Annotated in this window: 20 protein-coding genes; 5 read left to right on the top strand and 15 right to left on the bottom strand. The window is 66.6% G+C overall.

Going from position 1 to position 23,101, the window contains the following annotated elements:
* Positions 1–107: 107 nt before the first annotated feature.
* A complete protein-coding gene (locus V6V88_RS02565; RefSeq protein ID WP_003814980.1) occupies positions 108–272 on the bottom strand; it encodes a rubredoxin in 165 nt (54 codons plus the stop codon).
* Positions 273–427: 155 nt separating this feature from the next.
* Between V6V88_RS02565 and V6V88_RS02560 the strand changes: the two genes are divergently transcribed.
* Genes V6V88_RS02560 through hemL form a run of 3 tightly spaced genes read left to right on the top strand, consistent with a single transcriptional unit; the run spans position 428 to position 3,182 of the window.
* Positions 428–1,237, top strand: coding sequence for a hydroxymethylpyrimidine/phosphomethylpyrimidine kinase (locus tag V6V88_RS02560; RefSeq protein WP_348522718.1), 810 nt, complete (start codon positions 428–430; stop codon positions 1,235–1,237).
* On the top strand, positions 1,234–1,899 hold the full coding sequence (gene thiE, locus V6V88_RS02555) for a thiamine phosphate synthase (protein ID WP_223574167.1): 666 nt from the start codon (positions 1,234–1,236) through the stop codon (positions 1,897–1,899). The genes V6V88_RS02560 and thiE overlap by 4 nt, the downstream gene beginning before the upstream one ends.
* A gap of 5 nt (positions 1,900–1,904) precedes the next feature.
* Positions 1,905–3,182, top strand: coding sequence for a glutamate-1-semialdehyde 2,1-aminomutase (gene hemL, locus V6V88_RS02550; RefSeq protein WP_108005740.1), 1,278 nt, complete (start codon positions 1,905–1,907; stop codon positions 3,180–3,182).
* A gap of 33 nt (positions 3,183–3,215) precedes the next feature.
* On the opposite strand, the gene V6V88_RS02545 is transcribed toward hemL, so the two are convergent.
* Positions 3,216–3,959 carry a lytic transglycosylase domain-containing protein gene (locus V6V88_RS02545; protein ID WP_223574165.1) on the bottom strand — a complete coding sequence of 248 codons (744 nt, stop codon included), beginning with the start codon at positions 3,957–3,959 and terminating at the stop codon, positions 3,216–3,218.
* Positions 3,960–4,231: 272 nt separating this feature from the next.
* Here V6V88_RS02545 and V6V88_RS02540 point away from each other — a divergent pair, with 272 nt between their 5' ends.
* Positions 4,232–5,980, top strand: a complete 1,749-nt coding sequence (locus tag V6V88_RS02540; RefSeq protein WP_223574163.1) for a FapA family protein — start codon at positions 4,232–4,234, stop codon at positions 5,978–5,980.
* Positions 5,981–6,115: 135 nt separating this feature from the next.
* On the opposite strand, the gene V6V88_RS02535 is transcribed toward V6V88_RS02540, so the two are convergent.
* Genes V6V88_RS02535 through V6V88_RS02510 form a run of 6 tightly spaced genes read right to left on the bottom strand, consistent with a single transcriptional unit; the run spans position 6,116 to position 11,904 of the window.
* Positions 6,116–6,934, bottom strand: a complete 819-nt coding sequence (locus tag V6V88_RS02535) for an SDR family oxidoreductase (protein WP_223574161.1) — start codon at positions 6,932–6,934, stop codon at positions 6,116–6,118.
* Positions 6,935–6,946: 12 nt separating this feature from the next.
* Entirely contained in the window at positions 6,947–7,555 is a 609-nt protein-coding gene (locus V6V88_RS02530) for a cysteine hydrolase (RefSeq protein WP_062841609.1), read from the bottom strand.
* Complete coding sequence (locus V6V88_RS02525) at positions 7,555–8,088, bottom strand: aromatic-ring-hydroxylating dioxygenase subunit beta (protein WP_128829871.1); 534 nt, start codon at positions 8,086–8,088, stop codon at positions 7,555–7,557. The genes V6V88_RS02530 and V6V88_RS02525 overlap by 1 nt, the downstream gene beginning before the upstream one ends.
* Positions 8,079–9,428: an aromatic ring-hydroxylating dioxygenase subunit alpha gene (locus V6V88_RS02520; protein ID WP_338617622.1), complete on the bottom strand. Its 1,350-nt coding sequence runs from the start codon at positions 9,426–9,428 to the stop codon at positions 8,079–8,081. Before V6V88_RS02520 ends, V6V88_RS02525 begins: the two co-directional genes overlap by 10 nt.
* A gap of 9 nt (positions 9,429–9,437) precedes the next feature.
* On the bottom strand, positions 9,438–10,682 hold the full coding sequence (locus V6V88_RS02515; RefSeq protein ID WP_338617619.1) for a dienelactone hydrolase family protein: 1,245 nt from the start codon (positions 10,680–10,682) through the stop codon (positions 9,438–9,440).
* 31 nt (positions 10,683–10,713) lie between these two features.
* Positions 10,714–11,904, bottom strand: coding sequence for an ABC transporter substrate-binding protein (locus V6V88_RS02510; RefSeq protein ID WP_062841613.1), 1,191 nt, complete (start codon positions 11,902–11,904; stop codon positions 10,714–10,716).
* A gap of 291 nt (positions 11,905–12,195) precedes the next feature.
* On the opposite strand from V6V88_RS02510, the gene V6V88_RS02505 reads away from it, so the two are divergent.
* On the top strand, positions 12,196–13,182 hold the full coding sequence (locus V6V88_RS02505; protein ID WP_338617616.1) for an AraC family transcriptional regulator: 987 nt from the start codon (positions 12,196–12,198) through the stop codon (positions 13,180–13,182).
* 749 nt (positions 13,183–13,931) lie between these two features.
* Here V6V88_RS02505 and V6V88_RS02500 read toward each other — a convergent pair.
* The 7 genes from V6V88_RS02500 to V6V88_RS02470 all read right to left on the bottom strand — a co-directional run bounded on the left by V6V88_RS02500 (position 13,932) and on the right by V6V88_RS02470 (position 21,758).
* Positions 13,932–14,339, bottom strand: coding sequence for a RidA family protein (locus tag V6V88_RS02500; RefSeq protein ID WP_056327445.1), 408 nt, complete (start codon positions 14,337–14,339; stop codon positions 13,932–13,934).
* 49 nt (positions 14,340–14,388) lie between these two features.
* Positions 14,389–14,814 (bottom strand): acyl-CoA thioesterase, encoded by a 426-nt coding sequence (locus tag V6V88_RS02495; protein ID WP_062841615.1) that lies wholly within the window; start codon positions 14,812–14,814, stop codon positions 14,389–14,391.
* A 27-nt stretch (positions 14,815–14,841) separates the two neighbouring features.
* Positions 14,842–16,482, bottom strand: a complete 1,641-nt coding sequence (locus V6V88_RS02490) for an AMP-binding protein (RefSeq protein ID WP_056327449.1) — start codon at positions 16,480–16,482, stop codon at positions 14,842–14,844.
* 64 nt (positions 16,483–16,546) lie between these two features.
* Entirely contained in the window at positions 16,547–17,716 is a 1,170-nt protein-coding gene (locus tag V6V88_RS02485; RefSeq protein ID WP_063953912.1) for an acyl-CoA dehydrogenase family protein, read from the bottom strand.
* A 2-nt stretch (positions 17,717–17,718) separates the two neighbouring features.
* Complete coding sequence (locus V6V88_RS02480) at positions 17,719–18,576, bottom strand: enoyl-CoA hydratase family protein (protein ID WP_062841618.1); 858 nt, start codon at positions 18,574–18,576, stop codon at positions 17,719–17,721.
* A 42-nt stretch (positions 18,577–18,618) separates the two neighbouring features.
* Positions 18,619–19,410, bottom strand: a complete 792-nt coding sequence (locus V6V88_RS02475; protein WP_062841619.1) for an SDR family NAD(P)-dependent oxidoreductase — start codon at positions 19,408–19,410, stop codon at positions 18,619–18,621.
* Positions 19,407–21,758: a bifunctional salicylyl-CoA 5-hydroxylase/oxidoreductase gene (locus V6V88_RS02470; protein ID WP_338617606.1), complete on the bottom strand. Its 2,352-nt coding sequence runs from the start codon at positions 21,756–21,758 to the stop codon at positions 19,407–19,409. Before V6V88_RS02470 ends, V6V88_RS02475 begins: the two co-directional genes overlap by 4 nt.
* Positions 21,759–23,101 lie beyond the last annotated feature (1,343 nt).

The following is a 23,101-nucleotide window of genomic DNA, read 5'->3' as shown; positions in this document are numbered from 1 at the left end:
GCGACTGCGCAGACGCAAACATCATGCCTGGCGGCCCTGCGGCGGTTACTAGGGATGGGGTATGCCCCATCTTACGAGCCTTGGCGGAATATGTGGGCGTGACGGCTTCAGATTTCCATCAGTTCGAAGTCTTCTTTGCGGGCGCCGCATTCGGGACAGACCCAGTTGGGCGGCACGTCTTCCCAGCGGGTGCCGGGAGCGATGCCTTCGTCGGGCAGGCCGGCCTCTTCGTCATAGACCCAGCCGCAAATCAAACACATCCAAGTACGCATAGTTCTCTCTTACATCAATTCCCCACCCGGCATCCCCGCGGTGGGGCAAAGGTGAGGGGCTTCCATTAGAATGGGGACAATCTTACCGAAACCCAATAGGGGTTCCCCTGATTCATGCCAAATGAGCCGGGGTGCCCTCAATCAAGCGTTGTCACGTGGCCTCCGTAACTCCCCCTCTCGTTTTGGTCTTCGGCCCGTTCGATCCCTCCGGCTCGGACGGGTTGCCCGCGGACGCCGTCACCTGCGCCCGCCTGGGCTGTCATGGCCTGGCGGCCGTGACCGCGCTGACCGTGCAGGACACCGCCGGCATCGAAGAAATCCACCCCGTTTCGCCCGACCTGCTGGACGACCAGGCGCGTTGCCTGCTCGAAGACATGCCGGTGCAGGCCATCAAGGTGGGCGGACTATACACCGCGGAAACGGCCAGCGTGGCGGCGCAGGTTGCCGCCGACTATAGCCAGGTGCCGCTCGTTCTGCACCTGGGCCAGCGCGCGCAGGTGCCCGCAAGCGCCGCCGACGAGGACGAAGCCGACGACCTCCTGGCCGCGACGCTGGAACTGGTGCTGCCGCAGACGGACCTGCTGGTCATCGAACACCTGCGCCTTGCGCAGTGGCACGCCGACGGCGATATCGATATCGGGGACGCACCCACGCCCATGCATGCCCTGGTGGCGGCCGGCGCGGCGTGGGTCCTGGTGCTGGGCAGCCCCCAGCGTCCCGGTCACTTCGCCAACGTGCTGCTCGGCCCTGGCGGCCAGACGCACACCTGGCCCTGGCAGGCGCCGCCCGACCGCAACGGCGACGCCGGCGGCGTGGCGGCCACCGCCATCACGGCCATGCTGGCGCAGGGCCTGGAAATGCCCGAGGCCGTGCGCCAGGGTCTGGTCCACGCGGACGCGTCCGTGGCCGCCAGCTTCCTGCCGGGCATGGGCCGGCGCATTCCCAACCGGATCCTGCCCCAATGAAATCCTTGCGCTTCCCCACCGGCCTGTATGGCGTGACGCCTGAATGGGACGACACCGACCGCCTGTTGCAGGCCGTGCGCGATGCGGCCGCGGGCGGCATGCGCTCGCTGCAGTTGCGCCGCAAGAACGTGCCGGACGCGGTGCGCGCGGCGCAGGCCCGCGCCCTGGCGCCCCTGTGCCGCGAACTGGGCGTGGTGTTCCTCATCAATGACGACTGGCGGCTTGCGCTGGATGTCGGCGCCGACGGCGCCCACGTGGGCCGCGACGACGAAAGCCTGGCGCACATCCGCCGCGAGGCCGGCCCCGATCTGATCCTTGGCGGCTCCAGCTACGATGACCTGGCGCGGGCACGTGAATTGCTCGACGCCGGCGCCGACTACATCGCCTTCGGCGCCATGTTCGCCTCCACGGTCAAACCCGACACGGTGCGCGCGCCGCTGTCCGTCCTGACCGAGGCCCGCCGCTTGGCCGATGAGCGCGAGGCGCCCCGTCCCGCAGTGGTGGCCATCGGCGGCATCACCCCCGCCAACGCCCCGCTCGTGGCGCAGGCCGGCGCCGACGCCATCGCCGTCATCACGAGCCTGTTCGAGGCGCCCAGCATCCGGGCCGCGGCCGTGGCCTGCTCGGCGCCCTATTCCGCCAACTTCAACCGCAAGTCTTGATACCCATGTCCAGTAACGCTCAGCTTTTCGACCGCGCCTGCCGCAGCATCCCCGGCGGCGTCAACTCGCCGGTGCGCGCCTTCCGCTCCGTGGGCGGCACGCCGCGCTTCATCAAGCGTGCGCAGGGTCCGTACGTGTGGGACGCGGAAGACAAGCAGTACATCGATTACGTGGGCTCCTGGGGCCCGGCCATCCTGGGCCACTCGCACCCGGAAGTGGTGCGCGCGGTGCAGGAAGCGGCCGTCAACGGCCTGTCGTTCGGCGCGCCGACCGAAGCGGAAATCGAACTGGCCGAAGTGCTGATCTCGCGCCTGCCGTCGCTGGAACAGGTGCGCCTGGTCAGCTCGGGCACCGAAGCCACCATGACGGCCATCCGTCTGGCACGCGGCGCCACCGGCCGCGCCAAGATCGTCAAGTTCGAAGGCTGCTATCACGGCCATTCGGACAGCCTGCTGGTCAAGGCAGGATCGGGGCTGCTGACCTTCGGCAATCCCAGCTCGGCCGGCGTGCCGCCTGAGTTCGTCTCGCACACGCTGACCCTGGAATACAACAACCTGGATGCCGTGCGCGAAGCCTTCGCGCAGCACGGCGCCGACATCGCCTGCATCATCGTGGAGCCGGTCGCCGGCAACATGAACCTCATCAAGCCGGCGCCCGGCTTCCTGGAAGGTCTGCGCGAGGTCTGCACGCAACACGGCGCGCTCTTGATCTTCGACGAAGTCATGACGGGCTTTCGCGTGGGACCGCAAGGCGTGCAGGGTCTGACCGGCGTCAAGCCCGACATCACCACGCTGGCCAAGGTGATCGGCGGCGGCATGCCGGTGGGCGCCTTCGGCGGCAGCGCCGAGGTCATGAAGCACATCGCGCCGCTGGGCGGCGTCTACCAGGCTGGCACGCTGTCGGGCAACCCGGTGGCCGTGGCCGCGGGTCTGGCCACGCTGCGCCTGATCGGCGCCCCGGGCTTCTACGAAAACCTGTCGGCCCAGACCGCCAAGCTGGCGCAGGGCCTGCAAGAACGCGCGCGCAAGGCCGGCCTGCCGTTCTCGGCGGATTCGGTGGGCGGCATGTTCGGCATCTATTTCAGCGACAGCATCCCGGCCTCGTTCGCGCAGGTCTCCGCGTGCGACACGGCGGCATTCAACCGCTTCTTCCATGCCATGCTGGACCACGGCGTGCATTTTGCGCCGTCCGCCTTCGAAGCGGGCTTCGTGTCGGCCACCCACGACGACGCGGTGATCCAGGCCACGCTGGATATCGCGGAAAAGGTTTTCGCGGGGCTGTAAGCGTCTGCGGAGCGGGCCTGCCGCCCGCTCCCTTCAAGGCGCCTTGTACTGCTCGTACAAGGCCGTCACATTCTTCACATAAGCCTGGGTTTCGGCATAGGGCGGCACGGCGTCGTACTTGCGCACGGCGCCCTCGCCCGCGTTGTACGCGGCCAGCGCCAGATCCAGGCGGCCCGGATACCGGTCGATCAGCCGGCGCAAATGGCGCGATCCGGCCTGCACGTTGGTCGCCGGATCCACCAGCGCGCGTTCCACGTCGTCCACCGACAGCAACGGCGCGGCCGTCGCCGGCATCAACTGCATCAGACCCAGCGCGCCCTTGGGCGAGCGGGCATCGCTGCGAAACCCCGATTCGATAGCAATGACCGCAGTCAGCAATGCCTGGTCGACGCCGGAATCCAGCGCGGCGCGGGCGATCAGGTTGTCGTGCTTGGTCGTGGGCTTGACCGTGCTCCAGCGCAAGGGCGGTTCGGGCGCGGCCCGGGTCACCCGGCGCGCGCCGTCGCCCGCCTCGGGCTCACAGGTCAGGCACAGTGCTTCGACGCTGCCGCGCCCCGCCGTCCGTGCCTGCGCCCGCTTGTAGTATTTACCGGTGCCGGTGGGCACTTTCATCGTGCGCCACACCCCGAACGGGTCCTTGTAGCGGTAGGTGTCGGCGGCCTGGACCGGTGCTGCGGCCGCCAGCGCCAGAGCACCCGTCGCCAGCGCCGCCATCCCGCCGGCGCGCGCCAGGATGGCGCGCGTGGCCGAAAGAATGGAAGTGGGCGGTTGGGACATGGGACGGGGCTCCGGCGGCGTCCTGAGACGCGTTGGCGAGCCCTAATGCTGCTTGCACCATCCCGGTCCTGTCTTTCCTGCCGATGATCTACATCGCGGCAAGCCGCTGGTTTCCCAGGGAAAATCGGGGACACGACTAAGCCATGCGGACGATAAATTTTGCGTGTTACAGGCCGGTAAAGATCGTCCTTGCAAAGAATATGACGTAATATTTCGTTCAATTACCAAATGATTGAACCGGCCGTTCGTGCCGGAACCGGAGAGAGGGTGAAATGGGCGCAGAAAACATGCTCCAGCTGGTGCTGGATGCCGACACCAACGTCCTGACGGCGGTCTACACGCCGCCACCCCGTCCGGAACCCACCGAGGCCGCGCCCGCGCCCGCCGCAGCGCCCGCCCCTCAAGAGGGCGGCGAACAGCCGGACGACCAGGACACCAGCGTCGCCCTCGCCGATGCAGCCGACGCCCCGCTCATCAACACGGACCTGCCGACCTGGGACGCCCTGGTCGCCGCCGCTGCCGCGCAGGGTTGGGGCGCCGAGGCGCTCGACAACCACGCCATCCTCGCCTTCATCGACCTGTGCCGCACGGCCGCCGAACCCGTGCAGAGCCCCGTCGGCCAGGTGGTTGACGGCAGCTTCGACATCGAACTGAACGCGACCCGCATGGCGGCAACCCTGACGCTGCATCCGCCCAAGGGCGGCAAGCCCGTCACGCTGGAAGCGGTCCGCCAGGCGCTGGCCGACCAGGGCATCGTGCACGGCGTGCTGGACAGCGCGCTGGCCGAGGCCGTGGCGCTTGGGCGTGCCGAGACCATCCTGGCCGCGCAAGGCACGCCGCCCACGCGCGGCACCCCCACCCGCTTCGAGAGCCTGCTCGACCGCCTGAAGCCGCGCGCCGAAGACATCGACGAACTGGCCCAGGTGGATTACCGCGACCTGGGCAGCCTCTTGCTCGTGTCGCCGGGCACGCCGCTCATGCGCCGCATTCCGCCGCTGCCGGGCGTGGACGGCACCAACGTGCTCGGCGAGCCGGTGATGCCCGAAGAGCTGCCCGACACGCCGTTCTCCAAGGAGTTGTCCGGCGTCGAAGTCGATCCCGAGAATCCCCTGCTGCTGCGCGCGGCCATCGCCGGCACGCCGACAATCATCACCCATGGCGTGCAGGTCAATCCGATGGTGGAGGTGGACGCCGTCAACCTGTCCACCGGCAACATCAACTTCGAAGGCTCCCTGCAAGTGCGCGGCGACATTGCCGCCACGATGGAAGTGCGCGTCACCGGCGACGTGGTCGTCAACGGCACCATCGAGGCCGCGCTGGTCGAGGCCGGCGGCAGCGTCACCGTCAAGGGCGGCATCATCGGCATGGCCGAAACCGTGCACGACGCCACGGCCGCGGCGCGCACCGCGCATATCGTCTGCGGCGGCACGCTGCGCGCCAAATTCATCGAGAACGCCGTCATCAGCGCGGGCCAGGACATCGACGTCGAACGCGAGATCCGTCAATGCAGCATTGCCGCCGGCGGCAGCGTGAATGTCGGGCCGCCCAACACGCAGCAAAGCGCCATCACGGGCGGCGAGACCCGCGCCCTGCTGGCGGTGCGCGCCGGCACCATCGGCTCGCCGGCAGGCATCCCGACGCTGGTGCAGGCCGGCCTGGATCCGCACGCGGACATCAAGCGCTCGGCGCTCACGCGCAAGCGCCTGAAGATGAACGAGGAAAAGGCCAAGCTGGAGCAGCTGCTGATGTTCCTGCAGGCCAATCCGCAACGGGCCACGGGCGACGTGGTCGAGCGCGCGCGCAACACGCACACCAAGCTCATCGGCGATCTGGCCGGGCTGGAAACCGAAGAAGCCCAGTTGGCGCGCGACCTGCTGCCCCAACAGAACGCCACCATCGCCGCCACGCGCCGCTTCTGTAGCGGCACGAAGATCCAGCTGGGCAACAAGATGCAGGAGTTCCTGGAAGACCAGGTGGGCGGCAAGGCCGGCCTGGAAGAAGGCGAGATCGTTATTCGCTAGGCGCTGGCGTTCGAACCCAGGTGTCTGACACCCCGGCCACTCCGCGACAAGCCGTCGGCGGTCTCTCAAGGGTGTCAGACACCTTCGCGGCACGAAGATGCCCGGCGCCGCGCTGCCATCCAGCCCACCCTGACCTCAGGCGCCGTCGTCCGGCATCAGTTCCTTGAACCACACGCGCGGCGAGATGCCGCGGTCCGGGCCCAGGACCGAGAAGCCGCCGTCCACCGGAATGTCGACGCCGGTCATCCACGATGCCGCGTCCGAACACGCAAAACACACCGCCGCGGCGATCTCTTCGCCGGAGCCCACGCGGCCCAGCGGGTGAAAATGCGCGGCCACCGCATCGGCAGCCTGGCGGGATCCGCCCGACAATTGTTCGACCGACGGCGACCACGTCCAGGCCGGCGACACCGCCAGCACGCGCACGCCCGACGGCGCCAGTTCCACCGCGAAATTCTTGGTGATCTGCAGCAGCGCGGCCTTGGACGCCGGGTATAGCGCACGCCCCGCGGCGCCGAATTTTCCACCCGTGCTGCCCAGGTTCACCACCACGCCGCCGCGCGGCAGATGCGCCGCCGCCATCTGCGTGAAGATGGCCGCCGACACCAGGTTCGTGTCCAGTGTGCGATGCCACTCCTCGCGGGTAGACGCCAGCCCGCGATCCGCATACTGGCAAGCATTGTTGACCAGGTAATCCAGCCGGCCAAAGCGCGCCAGCGCGGCATCGATGCACGCCTGGATCTGCGCGTCCTGTCCGATGTCGGTTTCGCAGAACAGCGCGCGTTCGCCCAGCGCATGCGCCAGCGCCTGGCCCGCGTCGGCATTGCGGCCGACCAGCACGACGTTGGCGCCCGCCGCGGCAAAGCCGCGCGCGATGTCCGCGCCCAGCCCCTGAGTGCTGCCGGTGACGATGGCGGTCTTGCCCGCCAGGCCCGGGAAACCTGAAAAGTCCATGTGTGTTCCTTGTCAGTTGGGCGCGGCGGCCCAGCGCACCGCGTCGGCCACCGGCGCAGTCTGCGCGATCAGCCGCATGCTGGCCAGCGACGCCGCGTGCACCGCCGGGTCGGCCGACGCGCAGGCATCTTCGGCCACCATGACCGAAAAGCCGATATCGGCGGCATGACGCACCGTGCCTTCCACCACCGAATGCGTCGCCACACCGGCCACCACCAGCCGGCGCGCGCCCAGCAGCCGCAGGGTTTCCTCCAGCGGCGTGCCATAGAACGCGCTGATGCGCGTGTGCTTGACCACGAATTCGCGCGTGCTGCCCGCCAGCGGCTGCAGCCCGTCATAGAACGCGCTGCCCCACTGCCCTTCCGGCACCGCCCCGATCCTGGCCACGTTGCGGAAGATATCGCAGTTGGGCAGCAGGTCCGCGTAGTCGGGCCGGAACGCGATGCGCACGTGCACGATGGGCAGCGCATGCGAGCGCGCGCCTTCCAGCAAGGCGGCGGCGTTGTCCAGCAGGCGCTGGCGCGCCCCGCTGTCGGCATCCAGCCCGACGCGGATCTTGCCATCCGCATGCAGCACATCGTTCTGATAATGCAGCGCCAGCACCGCCACGTCCGCGCTCATCACACGAACACCTCGAACGCATCATGCGCATCGTCGCAATTGACGAGATCCACGCGTTTCATGCGGATGCGCCAGCCGTCGCCCTCGGCGGCCAGCTTGTGGGTGTAGCGGCCTGCCAGCTGCCGCGGCTGGCGCTTGCGCCACTCGGTCATCTGAAAGACCGAATGCACGACCAGGTTGCCGCCGGCATCCACGCCCTCAACCTGCACGCCGCCCACCAACCGCACAGTGCGCGTGGGCGGCTGCTGGGACCAGTTGCGCGGATGTTCCAGGCGCCGAATGCGCACATCGCGCAGCATGCGGTCTTCCCAGAACAACGAGATGTAGTCGTACGGGCTTTCCTGGCCCGGCTTGCGCGGCATCCAGTACATGCCGTCTTCGGTCCACAGCGCCTGCCAGTCGTCATAGCGCCGCTCGTCCAGCAGCCGCGCCTCGCGGTACAGGAACTGGGCGATGCGGTGGTAGGCATCGGCAGGCACGTCGGCGGGCGCAAGGTTCGCGGTGCCGACGTCGAAATCCAGATCTAGCAGCATGCGCCGTCTCCCTTGGCCGCGGCAGCGGCGCCATTGCCTGCGCCGGCCTCCATGTAGGCTTTCCATGCGCGGAACTGGTTGCGCATGGGCAATTCGCTGGTGCCGTTCACGGACACCATGCCGTCGGCGTCGACGCGGTCGGTGCCGTGATAGCGGTGCATGCTGACCCAGTCGCCGCCCCGCGTCGCGTTGCCTTCCTGGCAGCGGTTGTAGAGCTCGATGTCGTCCGGCATGACGTTGGACGACGGCGAATTGATCACGTTGGCATACAGCATCGCGCGCTTGAACACGCCCTCCGGCGCGCCCTTGCAGCGGAACGTCTGGATCTCGATCAGCGTGCGGTCCACGGCCACCGGCCGGATCACGCGGAACTGCTGGAACACCGTGTGAGGCGAGCCGCTGCCGTAGATCACCGTGTTGTGGCGGTTCATGCCCAGGATCTCGCGGGCGCGTTGTTCGCCATAGGCGGCGGTCAGCGACTCGAAGTGCGCGCGCGACACGGGATCGCGCTCGGCCGCGCCCGGATTGAAGATGCCCTCCATGTAGCCGTGGCCGTTGTCGTAGGCGCGCAGCTCCAGCTTTTCCCAGAATTCGTAGGGCTCGCCGTTGCCATCCATGATGTGCAGTTCCAGCGGCATCTCGCCGATTTCCTTGGCCTCGTCGCGCGCCGCCGCATACGACGATTCATGCGTGACCCGCGCGTGCATCGTGTCGTGCAGGTTCTCGTAGAAGACCTTCCAATTCGACCGCTGCATCACGCGGAAGACGCCGCCCGCCACTTCCACTTCGCCCACGGGCGAACGGTCGCACAGGTTGTCGATCGACGAGCGCACGCCCCCCAGGAAGTCCACCAGCGCCTGCCCGTCGGCCGCCTGGCTGGCGAACACGAAGCCGCGGTAGCTCTCCACCCGCGGCAGGCGGCGCATCGAGAACGACGGATCCGCCGGATCGTACGAGGTGCCTTCCAGGCCCTGCTTGAGCGGCACGCCCAGATGGCTGCCGTCCAGCTTGAACGTCCAGGCGTGATACGGACAGCGGAAGAACTTGCCGGCACAGCCTTCGCCGTCAGCCACCACCTTCGCGCCCTTGTGCGGGCAGCGGTTGTACAGCACATGCACGCGGCCGTCGGCGGCGCGCACCATCAGCACGTCCTGATCGCCCAGCCGCGTCGTGTGATAGTCGCCCGTCTTTGGCACCTGGCTTTCGTGGCCCACGTAAATCCAGGCGCGGCCGTAGATGCGCTGCATCTCCAGATCGAAGATGGCCGGATCCGTGTACAGGTTCCGATGCACGCTGTCGCCGCGCACCAGGGCCGCAAGTTGTTCGTCGGTATAAGGCATGTCGTCTCCCTACTTGTTCTCGCTGTCCTTCCAGCGCGCCATCAGCGTGTTGGAAGGCAGCGTCTCGTCCAGCAGCTTGGCCGCCGTCTCGCGCCCGGCCGTCGGCAGGCCCTTGGGGTCCAGAAGGCCCACCTGAACCAGCACGCTGGCCTGATCCCAATAGATGTGCTCGTGGTAGAGCTTGTCACCGCGGAACTTCACGATGGCCACCAGGGGGATCTCCACGTACTTACCCGTGGGTGCGACGCCCGGCAGCATCCAGTCGATCTCGGTCGTGTGGGTAAAGCAGAACAGCAGCTCATCCACGATCTGCGTGGCGCCCACGGTGCGCGACAGCGGCACCAGCCGCGTGTCCGGCGGGTTGCTGTTCACGAAATGATGCTGGTAGAAGCGCGACAGCTCCTTGTGGCCCACGCCGCCGGTCATCGTCGGAATGTGGTTCACGTAAGGTTCGGCCACCATCGTCGCCATCGTCGCGGCCACGTCGCGCGTGCCGAATTCATATTCGCAATGCTTGTCCCAGAGGTACGAATAATCGAATTCCGGCCCGATCGTGCGCTGCAGCGCCGCCATGCTGCGCTGGTGCGCCATCAACGCCGACGGCTTGTCGTAGTGGTCGCCGCCCGTGCGAGCAAACGCATGGTCCACGCCCGGGTACACGTACAGTTCCACGCCCGGCTTGCCGCCCAGCGCTTCCACGATGCGCGCGCGCGCCTCGGGCGGACAGAAGCCGTCCTGCTCCGCAATGTGCAGCACCAGACGCCCGCGCAGATTGGCGGCTTCCTCCAGGCTGTCTTCGATGCCCACGCCGTAGTAACCCACCGCCACATCCGCGTCCGTGCGGCAGGCGGCAAGATAGGCCAGCTTGCCGCCCAGGCAATAGCCCAGCACGCCCGCCCCGCCCTCCTGCTCGGGCAAATCGCGCAGCGCCGCGAGCGTCGACGCGATGTCCTTGATGCCCTCATCCACGTCAAAGCCCTTGTACAGCTCGAAGGCGCGCGGCATGTCGGCCGCGCCGTCCGTCAACTGGATGCCGGGCTGCTGGCGCCAGAACAGATCCGGCACCAGCACCACATACCCTTCCTCAGCCAGCAGCTGCGCGCTGCGCCGCATGAAATCGTTGACCCCGAAAATCTCCTGGCACAACACCAGGCCCGGCCCGCGGCCCGAAGCCGGCACCGCCAGATAGGCGCCAAAGGACTTGCCATCGTGCGAGGCGATCGTCACCTCGCGCGTCGAAATGCGTTCTGTCATGCGTATCTCCTGTGTTGCGATGCCCGGCGGCCTACTTCATCTGGCACGCGGCGGCAAAGGGATCCTGGTATTGGGTCAGCACCGTGCCCGACAGCTTGTTCGACAGCTTGCCGCTGGCGTCCGCCTCGACCACGCGCAGGTAATAGTTCTGCACCGGATACTGGTTGCGGTTGAACTTGAAATCGCCCCGCACCGACTTGAAGTCCGCGCGGCGCAGCGCCGGACGCAGCGACTCGGCATCCAGCTTGCCGCCCGTCTGCCGCACCGCGCTGTCCAGCAACATCGCCGCGTCATAGCCCTGCGATGCATACAGCGACGGGCTGCGGTTGTACGTCTTCTTGAAATCCTCGACGAACTTGCGGTTGGCCGGATTGTCCAGCTCGGCCGCCCATTGCGCCGTGTTGCGCAGTCCCTTGATCGGCGCGCCCACCGCCGCGATCGTGTCCTCGTCACCCGAAAAACCCGGCGCCAGCAACGCGATGTCCTTGGACAGGCCCGCCCCATTGAACTGCTTGATGAAATTCACGCCCATGCCGCCCGGCAAAAAGAAGAACACCGCATCGGGCTTGCTCGCGCGCAACTGCGTGATCTCCACGCCATAGTCCAGCTGGCCAAGCTGCGTATAGATTTCCTCTGCCACGCCGCCCTTGTACAGCCGCTTGAACCCGTTCAGCGACTCGCGTCCGCCCGGATAGTCCGGCGCGATCAGCGCCACGCGCTTGTAGCCCTGGTCGGCCGCGTACTTGCCCATCGCCGCCGGGATGTCCTCGTTCTGCCAGGCCACCGCAAAGAAATTCGGATTACAGCCCGCGCCCGCGTAATTCTCGGGCCCCGTGTTCGTGCTCAGATAGATCGTGTCCGACTGCAGGATCGCCGGCATCACCGGCAGCAGCACATTCGAGAACACGATGCCCGTCATCACGTTCACACGGTCGCGCTTGAGCAGCCGTTCCACCGCCTGACGCCCCGTATCTGCCTTCTGCTGGTCATCGGCCACCACCACTTCCGCCGTCAAACCGCCCAGCTTGCCGCCCGTATGCTGCAACGCCAGATTGAAGCCGTCCCGGATCTCGTTGCCCAACGCCGCGCCCGGCCCCGACAGCGTGGTCAGCAGCCCCACCTTCACCTTGTCCGCTGCCGACGCCACACCCGTCGCGCCCCCCACCGCCCCCAGACAAACCAGCGCCGCCAGCGCGCGCCGGCTCCATCGATTTCGATTCATGTGCCACCCCGTATTCGCCGCCAGCCGCGCTGGCGGAAAGCTGACAGAACCCGTCTGCCGTCGGTACACGCATGCCGCCGATCCAAGTCGCCCAGCTTACGCGCCGCGGCGTCTGCATTCCAACAGGCGCCAACCACCCTGCACGGCGCCTCCCGGCAAGATTAGGGCCGCGTCCACCCCGGCTCTATCCGAATACCGCCACCCTTATCCGGGATTCACTTAATTCCCAATGCGGCCCGATTACATTACGCTGCCTCCAGATACGGGATCGGTCCCGTCCCGGAGGCTTCCATGCACGGCTGGTCCCGAATCGAGCTGGCGCCCTTGTTGCAACGGCGCGTCTTCAGCTCCACGCAGCAGGATGAGACCCGCGCGCGCGTGTCCGAAGCCCTGAAGGACCACCGCCTCACCTGGAAAGGCGGGCGCGTCGACGCGGAGCTGAACCGGGGCCGATTCGGCTCGCTGACCGTCTGTACGTTGCGCTACGGCGCCGAAGTCCACATCGAACCCGACCGCCTGCAGGACTTCATGCTGGTCCAGGTGCCGCTACGCGGCCGCGCCCGCATCGAATGCGGCGACGAAGGCGTCAACGCCCACCCCGACTGCGCCGCCGTCATCGCCCCCAACCGCCGCCTGCGTCTGCACTGGGAGGCCGGCTGCGAACAACTGCTGCTCAAGATCCCAAGAGGCAAACTGGAAGCCATGGGCCATCGCGCCTTCGGCGACGCCGCCGCAGGCCCCCTGGACTTCAGCCCTGCCCTGCGCCTGGACACCCCCATCGGCGCCGCCTGGCGCAGCATGATGACCAGCCTCATCCACCTGCTTCCCACCCTGGACGACGGCGCCCGCCGCCCACCCGCCGCGTGGCTGGAACACCTGGAAGACACCCTGGTCCTGCACCTGCTCTACAACCAGCCCAACACCTGGCAAACGCACGCAGGCCAGCCCAACACCGTCCCGCGCCGCCTCAGCATCGCCGAGACCTTCATGCGCGAACGCCTGGGCGCCCCCCTGACCCTGAACGACATCGCCCGCCACGCCGGCGCCAGCGCCACCGCGCTCACGCGGCTGTTCCAGGAACACCGAAACACCACGCCGATGAATGCGCTGCGCGCATTCCGGCTGGATGCGGCGAGGACACGGTTCAAGACCCAGCCGGACGCGAGCGTCACGGAAGTGGCGCTGAGCGTGGGGTTTGGGCATTTGGGCAGGTTCTCGGAGTATTACCGGGAGCGTTTTGGAGAACTGCCGAGAGAGACGCGGCGCGCGGCGGGATGATGAGTTGCGGTGTCTGACACCTAAATCAGTCTTACGTGACTAAAACCGCGCACGTCGCGAGCGCGCAGCGCACCCGTCAGCCGCAAGACTCCGCGTAAGCCCCACCAGGCCGCCCGCGCGGCCGCAGTGGGGCGGGCGACGCAAGCTGCTTCATACCGAAGCAACCGCAGGCAAGAACCTCAAGAACTCAATTCGCCCCAACGCGCGACAAGCTGAAACCGCCAGAGCCCGGCGTGGCGGCGGCCTGGGGTGCGCGGGGCGTGTAGATGCGCCCGAGGGAATCTGAAGGAAGCGCCGAAGGCGCTGACGAAGATGACAACGGGGCAGTCCGGAGCGAAGGCTCCGGACCGCAATCGTAGCCCCGCGCGCCCCAGGCCGACGACGCGCCGGGCGTCTTAAGAACGGCACCGAGGCATCATGAAGGTGTCAGACACCCGGCCACGACCGCCGTGCAATGACGATTGTCTCCTGCGGGTGTCAGACACCTGGAGAACGGCACCGGGGCATCATGAAGGTGTCAGACACCCGGCCACTACCGCCGTGCAATGACGATTGTCTCCTGCGGGTGTCAGACACCTGACGACCTGACGATCATGGGAGTGTCAGACAACCACTTCAGCAAAACCCGCCAAAAAGCCGAATAAAAAAACGCAGCCAGAAGCACCAAAGGCCCGCCGCTCCAGCCCCCCGGTGCCGGCCGGGCAGCAAAAGCGGCGAACCTTCGGTACACCGTCAAACCGAATAACGCGTTACTGCGCAGGCACCACTGCAGTCACTTCAATCTCGACCTTCGCGCGATCCTCCACCAGATCGGCAACCTCCACCGCCGTCATCGCCGGGAAATGCCGGCCGATCAGCTCACGGTAGTGCTTGCCGATACCCGGATAAGCCGCCACGTATTCATTCTTGTCCGTCACATACCACGTCATCCGCACGATATGTTCCGGCTTCGCCCCGCCCTCGGCCAGGATCTGCACGATGTTCAGCAGCGCCTGACGCACCTGGTCCGCGAAGTCATCGGACTCGAACTGCTGCTGCCCGTTCCAGCCCACCTGTCCGCCTACGAACACCAGCTTGCTGCCCACCTGCATCTCGGTCAGCACGCCATTCGAATAGCCCCGGGGCGCCATCCAATCCGGCGGTTGCAGAATCTTCATAACGTCTCATCCTATTGATCAAATAAACAAACCACAGGGTGGCGCCCGCTTATGCCGCGGTTGCCAGATAATCCTGCATGCGTTCCCGCAGATCCGCGGGCAGCGGCATCGACTTCATCGTCCGCAGATCCACCGTCACGATCGTCAGCGTTGCCGACAACCGCAACTGCCCGTCAGGCCCTTCAAAACGCACCAGCGCCTTGAACGACGCCCCGCCGATACGTTGCACCGAAAGCGTCTGGCGCAGCTTTTCGTGCCAGCGGCTTGGCGCGCTGAAATCGCACGTTACCGACGCCATCGGCGTGCCGATGTGCCGCTCCACGTGCAGCGCATGAAATGGCAGCCCCATTCCCTTGTCGAACCACTCCTCGACGAAATCATTGATCATCTCGAAATAGCGCGGATAGAACACGATGCCCGCCGGGTCGCAATGCCGGAAGCGGACTTCTACCTGACTCACGAAGGGTGCTGCCATGATGTTTCCTTGTTGCCGATTGCCTGCTTATGCCATCTTGCGCAGCGCAAAGCGCTGCAGCTTGCCGGTTTCCGTGCGCGGCAACGCGTCCACGAACTCGATCGCGCGCGGGTACTTGTAGGGCGCAATGTTCGCCTTCACGAACGTCTGCATCGCCGTCACCAGTTCCGCGCTGGGCGCAAAGCCCGGCTTGAGCACTACGAACGCCTTCACCACCTGCCCGCGCTCGTCATCCATCGCGCCCACCACCCCGCATTCCGCCACCGCCTCGTGGCGCAGCAGCGCGTCCTCGACTTCCGGGCCCGCGATGTTGTAGCCCGCCGACACGATCATGTCGTCGTTGCGCGCCTGATAGAACAGATAGCCGTCGTCGTCCTGCACGAACGTATCGCCCGGCAGATTCCAGCCGTTCTGCACAAAGCGGCGCTGGCGATCATCCGCCAGATAACGGCAGCCTGTCGGCCCCTTGATCGCCAGGCGGCCCACCGTGCCATTGGGCACCGGCTTCATCTCGTCGTCCACGATCTGCGCCACATAGCCCGGCACCACGCGGCCGATTGCGCCGCGGCGCACCGACTCCGGCGGACTCGACACGAACACGTGGATCATCTCCGTGCCCCCGATGCCGTCGATCATCTCGATCCCCGTCGCATCCTTCCAGAGCTGGCGCGTCGCATCCGGCAGCGCCTCGCCCGCCGACACGCTCTTCTTCAGCGAAGACAGATCGAATTTTCCCACCAGCGCCGCCATCTGCCGGTAGAAGGTCGGCGCCGTGAACACGATCGTTGCGCGGAATTCCTGGATCAGTTCCAGAAGGCTTTCCGGAGACAGCTTCTCGGCCAGCACCGTGCTGGCGCCCACCCGCAGCGGAAAGCACAGCAGCCCGCCCAGGCCGAACGTGAACGCCAGCGGCGGCGTGCCGCAGAAAATGTCGTCCGGCCCCGGCTTGATCACATGCTTGGGGAACAGATCGCACATCGCCAGCACGTCGCGATGAAAATGCATGCAGCCCTTGGGCGCGCCCGTCGTGCCGCTGGTGAACGCAATCAGGCACACATCGTCAGCCGCCGTATCGCAGGCCTCGAACGTATCCGGCTTGCCGGCGGCCAGCGTATCCAGCGCATCGGCTGCCGTGTCATTGAAATACATGACCTGCGCCAGACCCGGGCAATGGTTCTCGTGGTCCGGCTGCGCGCAGAACTGCGCCTCGTCCTTAAGGCGCACGTCGCACAGCACCGCCTGGATCTGCGCCTTCTCGATGATCTGCTTCAGTTCCTTCGAACGCAGCAGCGGCATCGTCGGCACCGTCACCAGGCCCGCCTTGATCGCGGCCAGCCACGACGCCGCCATCATCGGATTGTTCGGCCCGCGCAACAGCAGGCGATTGCCCGGCACCAGCTTCATGTCCTCGGTCAGCACATGCGCGATGCGGTTGGTCAGCGCCGCCAGTTCGCGATAGGTCATCGACGCCTGCTTGCCGTCCTGGCGCCAGCGCAAGGCCACGCGGTCGCCGTGGCCGCGGCCGACCATGGCATCCACGAGTTCCACCGCGCAATTGAAACGCTTCGGATAGGCCACGTCGGGGCCGTCCAGCAGGAACTCAGGCCATTGTTCGCCCGGGGGCAGGTTGTCCCGGGCGAAGGTGTCGATGTGGGCGGATACTTCCATGAAAATTCCCCTTGGCTAGTGCGATGCGGTTTACGTTGCAAAAGGCAGGCGCTCGATGGCCCCTTTACGCCTTCAGCAGTTCACGGGCGATGATCAACTTTTGAACTTCCGTGGCGCCTTCGTAGATACGCAGCGCTCTGATTTCCCTGTAAAGCTTCTCCACCGGCATCCCCGACACCACGCCCGCGCCGCCGAACATCTGCAAGGCCCGGTCGATCACGGTCTGCGCCGACTCGGTGGCCGTCATCTTGGCCATCGCGGCTTCGCGCGTGGTGCGCAGCTTCTGCACGTCGCGCATCCACGCGGCGCGGTACGTCAGCAGCGCCGAGGCATCGATGGCGGTCGCCATGTCGCCCAGCGCGGCTTGCGTCAGTTGCAGGTCGGCCAGCGTCTGGCCGAACATGCGGCGCGTCTTGGCGCGCGCCAATCCTTCATCCAGCGCCCGGCGCGCAAAGCCCAGCGCCGCCGCCGCCACCGACGCGCGGAAGATGTCCAGCGTCATCATGGCCAGCTTGAATCCCTGCCCCGCGTCGCCCAGCCGGTGCGTGGCCGGCACGCGGCAGTTGTCGAACGTGATCGTCGCCAGCGGGTGCGGCGCAATCAGGTCGATGCGCTCCGACACCTCGAATCCCGGCGTATCCGCATCCACCACGAACGCGCTGATGCCGCGCGCCCCCGGCGCTTCGCCCGTGCGCGCAAAGACGCAGTAGAAATCCGCGATGCCGCCGTTGGAGATCCACGTCTTGGCGCCGTTCAGCACGTAATGGTCGCCGTCCAGCCTGGCCTCGCACGCCAGCGCCGCCACGTCCGAGCCCGCGTCGGGTTCGGACAGCGCGAAGGCCGCAATCGCCTCGCCGCGCGCCACGCGCGGCAAGTAATGCTGACGCAGCGCATCCGAGCCCATCAGCGAAATTGCACCGCTGCCCAGCCCCTGCATCGCAAACGCAAAGTCCGCCAGCCCTTCATGGCGGGCAAAGGTCTCGCGCAGGATGCACACGGCGCGCGAATCGACCTCGGGCAGCGCGCCGCCCCAGGCCCCGCCCGGACCGCCCGCCACCGCATACCGCAGCCACCCGGCCTGGCCCATGGCCTTGACCAGCTTCCGGCACGCCGCGTCCGCATCGTGATGGTCCACGTCGCCCAGCGATTGCTCGCACCAGGCGTCGACCTCATGCGCCAGCTTGCGATGCGCGTCGTCGAAAAAGGGCCAGTCCAGCCAGCTTGCGTCGCGCATCGTCAATTCCCCTCGAAGACAGGCTTTTGCTTGGCCACGAAGGCCTCGTAGGCGCGATGGAAATCGCGCGTCTGCATGCAGATGGCCTGCGCCTCGGCTTCGGCCTCGATAGCCTCGTCCACGCCCATGTTCCATTCCTGATGCAGCAGCTTCTTGGTCACGCCGTGCGCAAAGGTCGGACCCGCGGCCAGCTGCGCCGCCAGCGTCTGCGCCGCTTCCAGCAGCTTGCCGGACTCGTGCAGCGCATTGAAAAAGCCCCAGCTTGCGCCCTCGTCCGCCGTCATCGCGCGGCCCGTGTACAGCAGCTCGGAAGCGCGGCCCTGGCCGATCATGCGCGGCAGCAGCGTGCACGCGCCCATGTCGGCGCCCGCCAGACCCACACGGGTGAAGAGGAACGCGGTGCGCGCCGCCGGCGTGCCCAACCGCATGTCCGAGGCCAGCGCCACCATCGCGCCCGCGCCGGCGCACACGCCGTCCACCGCCGCCACGATGGGCTGCGGGCACGCCCGCATCGCCTTGACCAGGTCGCCCGTCATGCGCGTGAAGTCCAGGAGTTCCGGCATGCTCATCTTCGTGAGCGGGCCGATGATCTCGTGCACATCACCGCCCGAGCAGAAATTGCCGCCCGCGCCCGTCACCACCACCACCTTGACGTCGGTGGCATACACCAGCGACCGGAAGAAATCGCGCAGTTCCGCGTACGAATCGAACGTCAGCGGGTTCTTGCGCTCGGGACGGTTCAGCGTGATGGTGCCGACCTTGCCGTCGTCCGACACCTGCCACAGAAACGTCTTCGCCTGGTAGCCGGCGATGGGACGCTTGTGATGCTTCATGGTGTGTTCTTCGGGCTGGGTGCTCATGGTGTCTCCGTTCGTGAATGCGGGGTGGTTGGGGCGCCGGACTCAGCCGGTCATCACTTCGCCGCCGTCGACGGCGATCGCCTGGCCGTTGATGGAGGCGGAAGCCGGCAGCGCCAGCCACGCGACCGTCTCGGCCACTTCCTCGGGCTGCACCAGGCGGCCCTGCGGGTTGCGCTCGGCCAGCTTCAGGCGAGCGGCGTCCGGCGTCATGCCGGTCTTCTCAACGATGTTGGCCACCGCACCGCGCACGATGTCGGTCTCGGTGTAGCCGGGGCAGACGGCATTGACCGTCACGCCCTTTTGCGCCGTTTCCAGCGCCAGCGACCGGGTCAGCCCGATCACACCGTGCTTGGCGGCGCAGTAGGCACTTACATACCCATAGCCGATCAGGCCCGCCGTGCTGGCCACGTTGATGACGCGGCCCCACTTTTCCTGCAGCATGCCCGGCAGCGCGGCCTGGATGCAGTGGAACGTGCCGGTCAGGTTGACGGCCAGCATCTGGTTCCACAGCGCCGCATCCGTGCGGTCGAACCGCTGGCTGACCGCCTGGCCCGCGTTGTTCACCAGCACCAGCACCGGCCCGAACTCGGTCTCGGCCTGCGCGAAGGCCGCGCGCACCGACGCCTCGTCGGCGATGTCGGCGCTGACCGCCTGCACCTGACCCAGCCGGGCCAGTTCGTCGGTCGCGGCATCCAGCGCGCCGCCGTCGCGGCCCAGCAGCGTGACGCGCGCGCCGCGCTGCAGCAGCGACCGTGCGCTGGCCAGGCCGATGCCGCGCGCGCCGCCCGTCACCAGGGCGTGACGCCCGGCAAGCGGTAACGGTTGTGCGTTCATTTGATGTCCAGTTGCGCCATGGCGGCGGCGCGTTCGAAGTTGGTTTCCAGCTGGCGCTTGCCCGCGAAATACTGGCTCGGCCACGCCACATCAACATAGCCCACCCGAGCCGCTTCGCGCAGCGTCCAGGAGGCGTCAGCCAAATGGGGACGTGCCAGCGCGCACAGGTCCGCGCGGCCAGAGGCGATGATGCCGTTGGCGTGATCGGCCTCGAAGATGGCGCCCACGGCAATCGTGGGGATGCCCGCTTCGTTGCGGACGCGGTCGGCAAACGGCGTCTGGAACATGCGGCCGTACACCGGCTTTTCTTCCTTGCTGACCTGACCGGACGAGCAATCGATCATGTCGGCGCCCGCCGCCTTGAAGTGACGCGCGATCTCGACCGCGTCGTCCGCGGTGATGCCGCCTTCCACCCAATCGCTGGCCGAGATCCGCACCGACATCGGCTTGTCTTCGGGCCACACCGCGCGCACCGCATGGAAAACCTCCAGCGGGAAGCGCAGGCGGTTTTCCAGGCTGCCGCCGTACTCGTCTTCGCGCAGGTTCGTCAGCGGCGAAATGAAGCTGGACAACAGGTAACCGTGCGCGCAGTGCAGCTCCAGCCAGTCAAAGCCGGCCGCCGCCGCGCGGCGCGCGGCCGCCACGAAGTTGTCGCGCACCTGATCCATGTCCTCGCGCGTCATGGCGCGCGGCGTCTGCGACACGCCTTCGATGTACGGCAGCGCCGACGCCGAGACCAGCGGCCAGTTGCCTTCGGCCAGCGGATGATCGATCTTCTGCCAGCCCAGCTGCGTCGACCCCTTGCGGCCCGCGTGACCCAGCTGCATGCCGATGCGCGCATCGCTGTTGGTGTGCACGAAATTCACGATGCGGGCAAACGCCTGCTGCTGCTCGTCGTTCCACAGGCCCGGGCACCCCGGGGTGATGCGGCCGTCCGGTGACACGCAGGTCATTTCCACCATCACCAGCCCCGCCCCGCCCATGGCGCGCGCGCCCAGGTGAACCAGGTGGAAATCGCCCGGCACCCCGTCCGTGCACGAGTACATGGCCATCGGCGACACCAGGATCCGGTTCTTCAGCCGCACGCCACGCACCTGATACGGCGTCAGCATCGGAATGGCCGGACGCCGGCCCTCGGGCGTGGCGGCGCCGGCGCGTTTGGCGATCCAGCGTTCAAAACCTTCCAGCCAGGCCGGGTCGCGCAGACGCAGGTTCTCGTGCGAGATGCGCTGCGAACGGGTCAGCAGCGAATAGGCGAATTGCTCGGGTTCCAGCTCGGCGTAACGCTCGACGTTTTCAAACCATTCGGTGGAATTGCGCGCCGCGTTCTGGATCTTCAACACCTCGACGCTGCGCACTTCCTCGTAGTGATGCAGGCCCGCCTCCACGCTGCCTTCCGCGCCGCTCAGGCAGCGCGCCAGCTCAATTGCGTCTTCCAGCGCCAGCTTGGTGCCGGAGCCGATGGAAAAGTGCGCGGTATGCGCCGCATCGCCCATCAGCACGACCGGCACCCGGCGCGTGCCACGCGCGGTTTCCAGATCGTTCCAATGGACCCACGTATTGCAGATGACCCGCGGGAAGCGGATCCAGATCGCCGAGCCGCGCAGGTGCGAGGCGTTGCTGATGAGCTTGTTGCCATCCAGCCAGGGCGCGAACAACTTTTCGCAATACGCAATGCCCTCTTCCTGGCTCATCTGCTCGATGCCGGCGGCTTGCCAGGTTTCCTCGGGCGTTTCCACGATGAACGTGGACATCCCGTCCTCGTAGCGGTAAGCGTGCGCCTGGAACCAGCCGTGCTCGGTCTGCACGAAGGCAAAGGTGAACGCGTCGAACACCTTTTTCGTGCCCAGCCACACGAAGCGGCAGCGGCGCTGATCGATATCGGGATGGAACGTGTCCGCGTAGCGGGTGCGGATCTGGCTGTTGATGCCGTCCGAGGCAATGACGAGGTCGGCATCGTACTCGCGGGCGATGGCCTGATCATCCTGAACGAAGTTCTCGAACACGAGCTTGACGCCAACATCCTCGCAACGCGCCTGCAGGATGTTCAGGAGCTTCTTGCGGCCAATGCCGATGAAGCCGTGACCGCTGGTGCGGATGCTGCGTCCCTTGAAATGGATGTCGATGTCATCCCAATGGTTGAACGCATCGCCAATGGTTTGCGCCGAGACCGGATCGGCCTCACGCAGGTTCTGCATGGTGGCGTCGGAGAACACCACGCCCCAGCCAAAAGTGTCATACGGACGGTTGCGTTCGATGACGGTGACTTCGTTGGCGGGATTCTGCAGTTTCATGAGCAGACCGAAATACAGGCCGGCGGGACCGCCGCCGATGCAGACTATCTTCATTGCCGTATACGCTCCAAGTACGCGACAGTCGCTCTTGGTGCCGGAGCGGAAGCCGCAGATATTTAGGTCTGGATAGTTTAGGCTTGAAATATATATCGGAAGTGGTGGGTGTGCAAATGAGGGAAAGTATTTAGAGATTTGGGATCGGATCTGTTAATGGGGACGATTCTAGGGGCGGTGTTGGGGTGTGGGTGGGGAGGTGCGTTGGGGTGTGGGCTGGGGGTCTAACCTTGAGGCAGCTTTGACCGTTGGCTCGGGTTTGGCGGTGGCTCTGGTTTGGCGGCTTCCGCGTTTTTCTTCCGCCCCTCGGCACGGTCGGCAGGGGCACGATCGCCCACGATTGCGGTCCGGAGCCTTCGCTCCGGACTTCCCCTTCGTCATCTTCGTCCGCCTTCGGCTCCCTTCAGATTCCCTCGGGCGCATCGACGGCGCTCGCGCCCCTGCCGCCCGCACCAAGGAGCTGCGATGTGCCGGGTTGGGACGCTGCTAGAGCCGTGGTCAGGGACGAGTCTTGCGGGGCCCGCCGAATCGCGGCCGCGCGGGCGGCCACGATCGGCATACGGGGTGTGGGGCGTCGAGGCGGTGGTCGCTTGCGCGCTGGCGGGGATTGGAGTGCTAAGGCTCCAGCATCACTTGGGGGGAGGCGGTGATGGGCGGCGCGCGGCGACGGGCTGCTACAGCTTGACGGTCGGCACGCGCGCCGCCCATCGGAGACTTGAGTTCAATTGATGATTAGTGACGGACCGCTTGGTGGTGACTGACACCTGCCACGAACGAGCGCCTTCGCCAGGATGGGTGTCTGACACCCAAGAAGCACCTTTCAAGCTTGTAGCCCGTCTATGTGGGTGTCAGACACCAGAGCGCCACCCACTCGCGAAGCGTCATCATCACGCCGCAAGACGCCGTCTACGTCCCCGACGGTGTCTGACACCCGAGAAGCGCCGTTCAAGCCTGTAGCCCGTCTATGAGGGTGTCAGACACCTCGCCAGGATGAGCGCCTTCGCCAGAATTGGTGTCTGACACCCAAGAAGCACCCTTCAAGCCTGCAGCTCGTCTATGGGGGTGTCAGACACCAAAGCGCCACCTACTCGCGAAGCGTCATCACCACGCCGCAAGACGCCGCGTAAGTCTCCGGAGGCCGCCCGCGCGGCCGAACGGAGACGGGCAACGCAAGATGCTTCTAGCCCGGCAGAGACGGCAACAGAATGCCAAGCACACCGACCGCCCCGCCGCCCCTCAGATTTCTATTGCCAGAGTCCGGTGCGGTGGCGGCCCGGGGTGCGCGGGGCGTCGATAAGCCCGAGGGAATCTGAAGGGAGCCGAAGGCGAACGAAGATGACGAA

This window comes from Achromobacter sp. E1, from assembly GCF_037039475.1.
Taxonomy (GTDB): Bacteria; Pseudomonadota; Gammaproteobacteria; order Burkholderiales; family Burkholderiaceae_B; genus Achromobacter; species Achromobacter mucicolens.
This window is presented reverse-complemented; position numbering and strand designations above follow the sequence as displayed.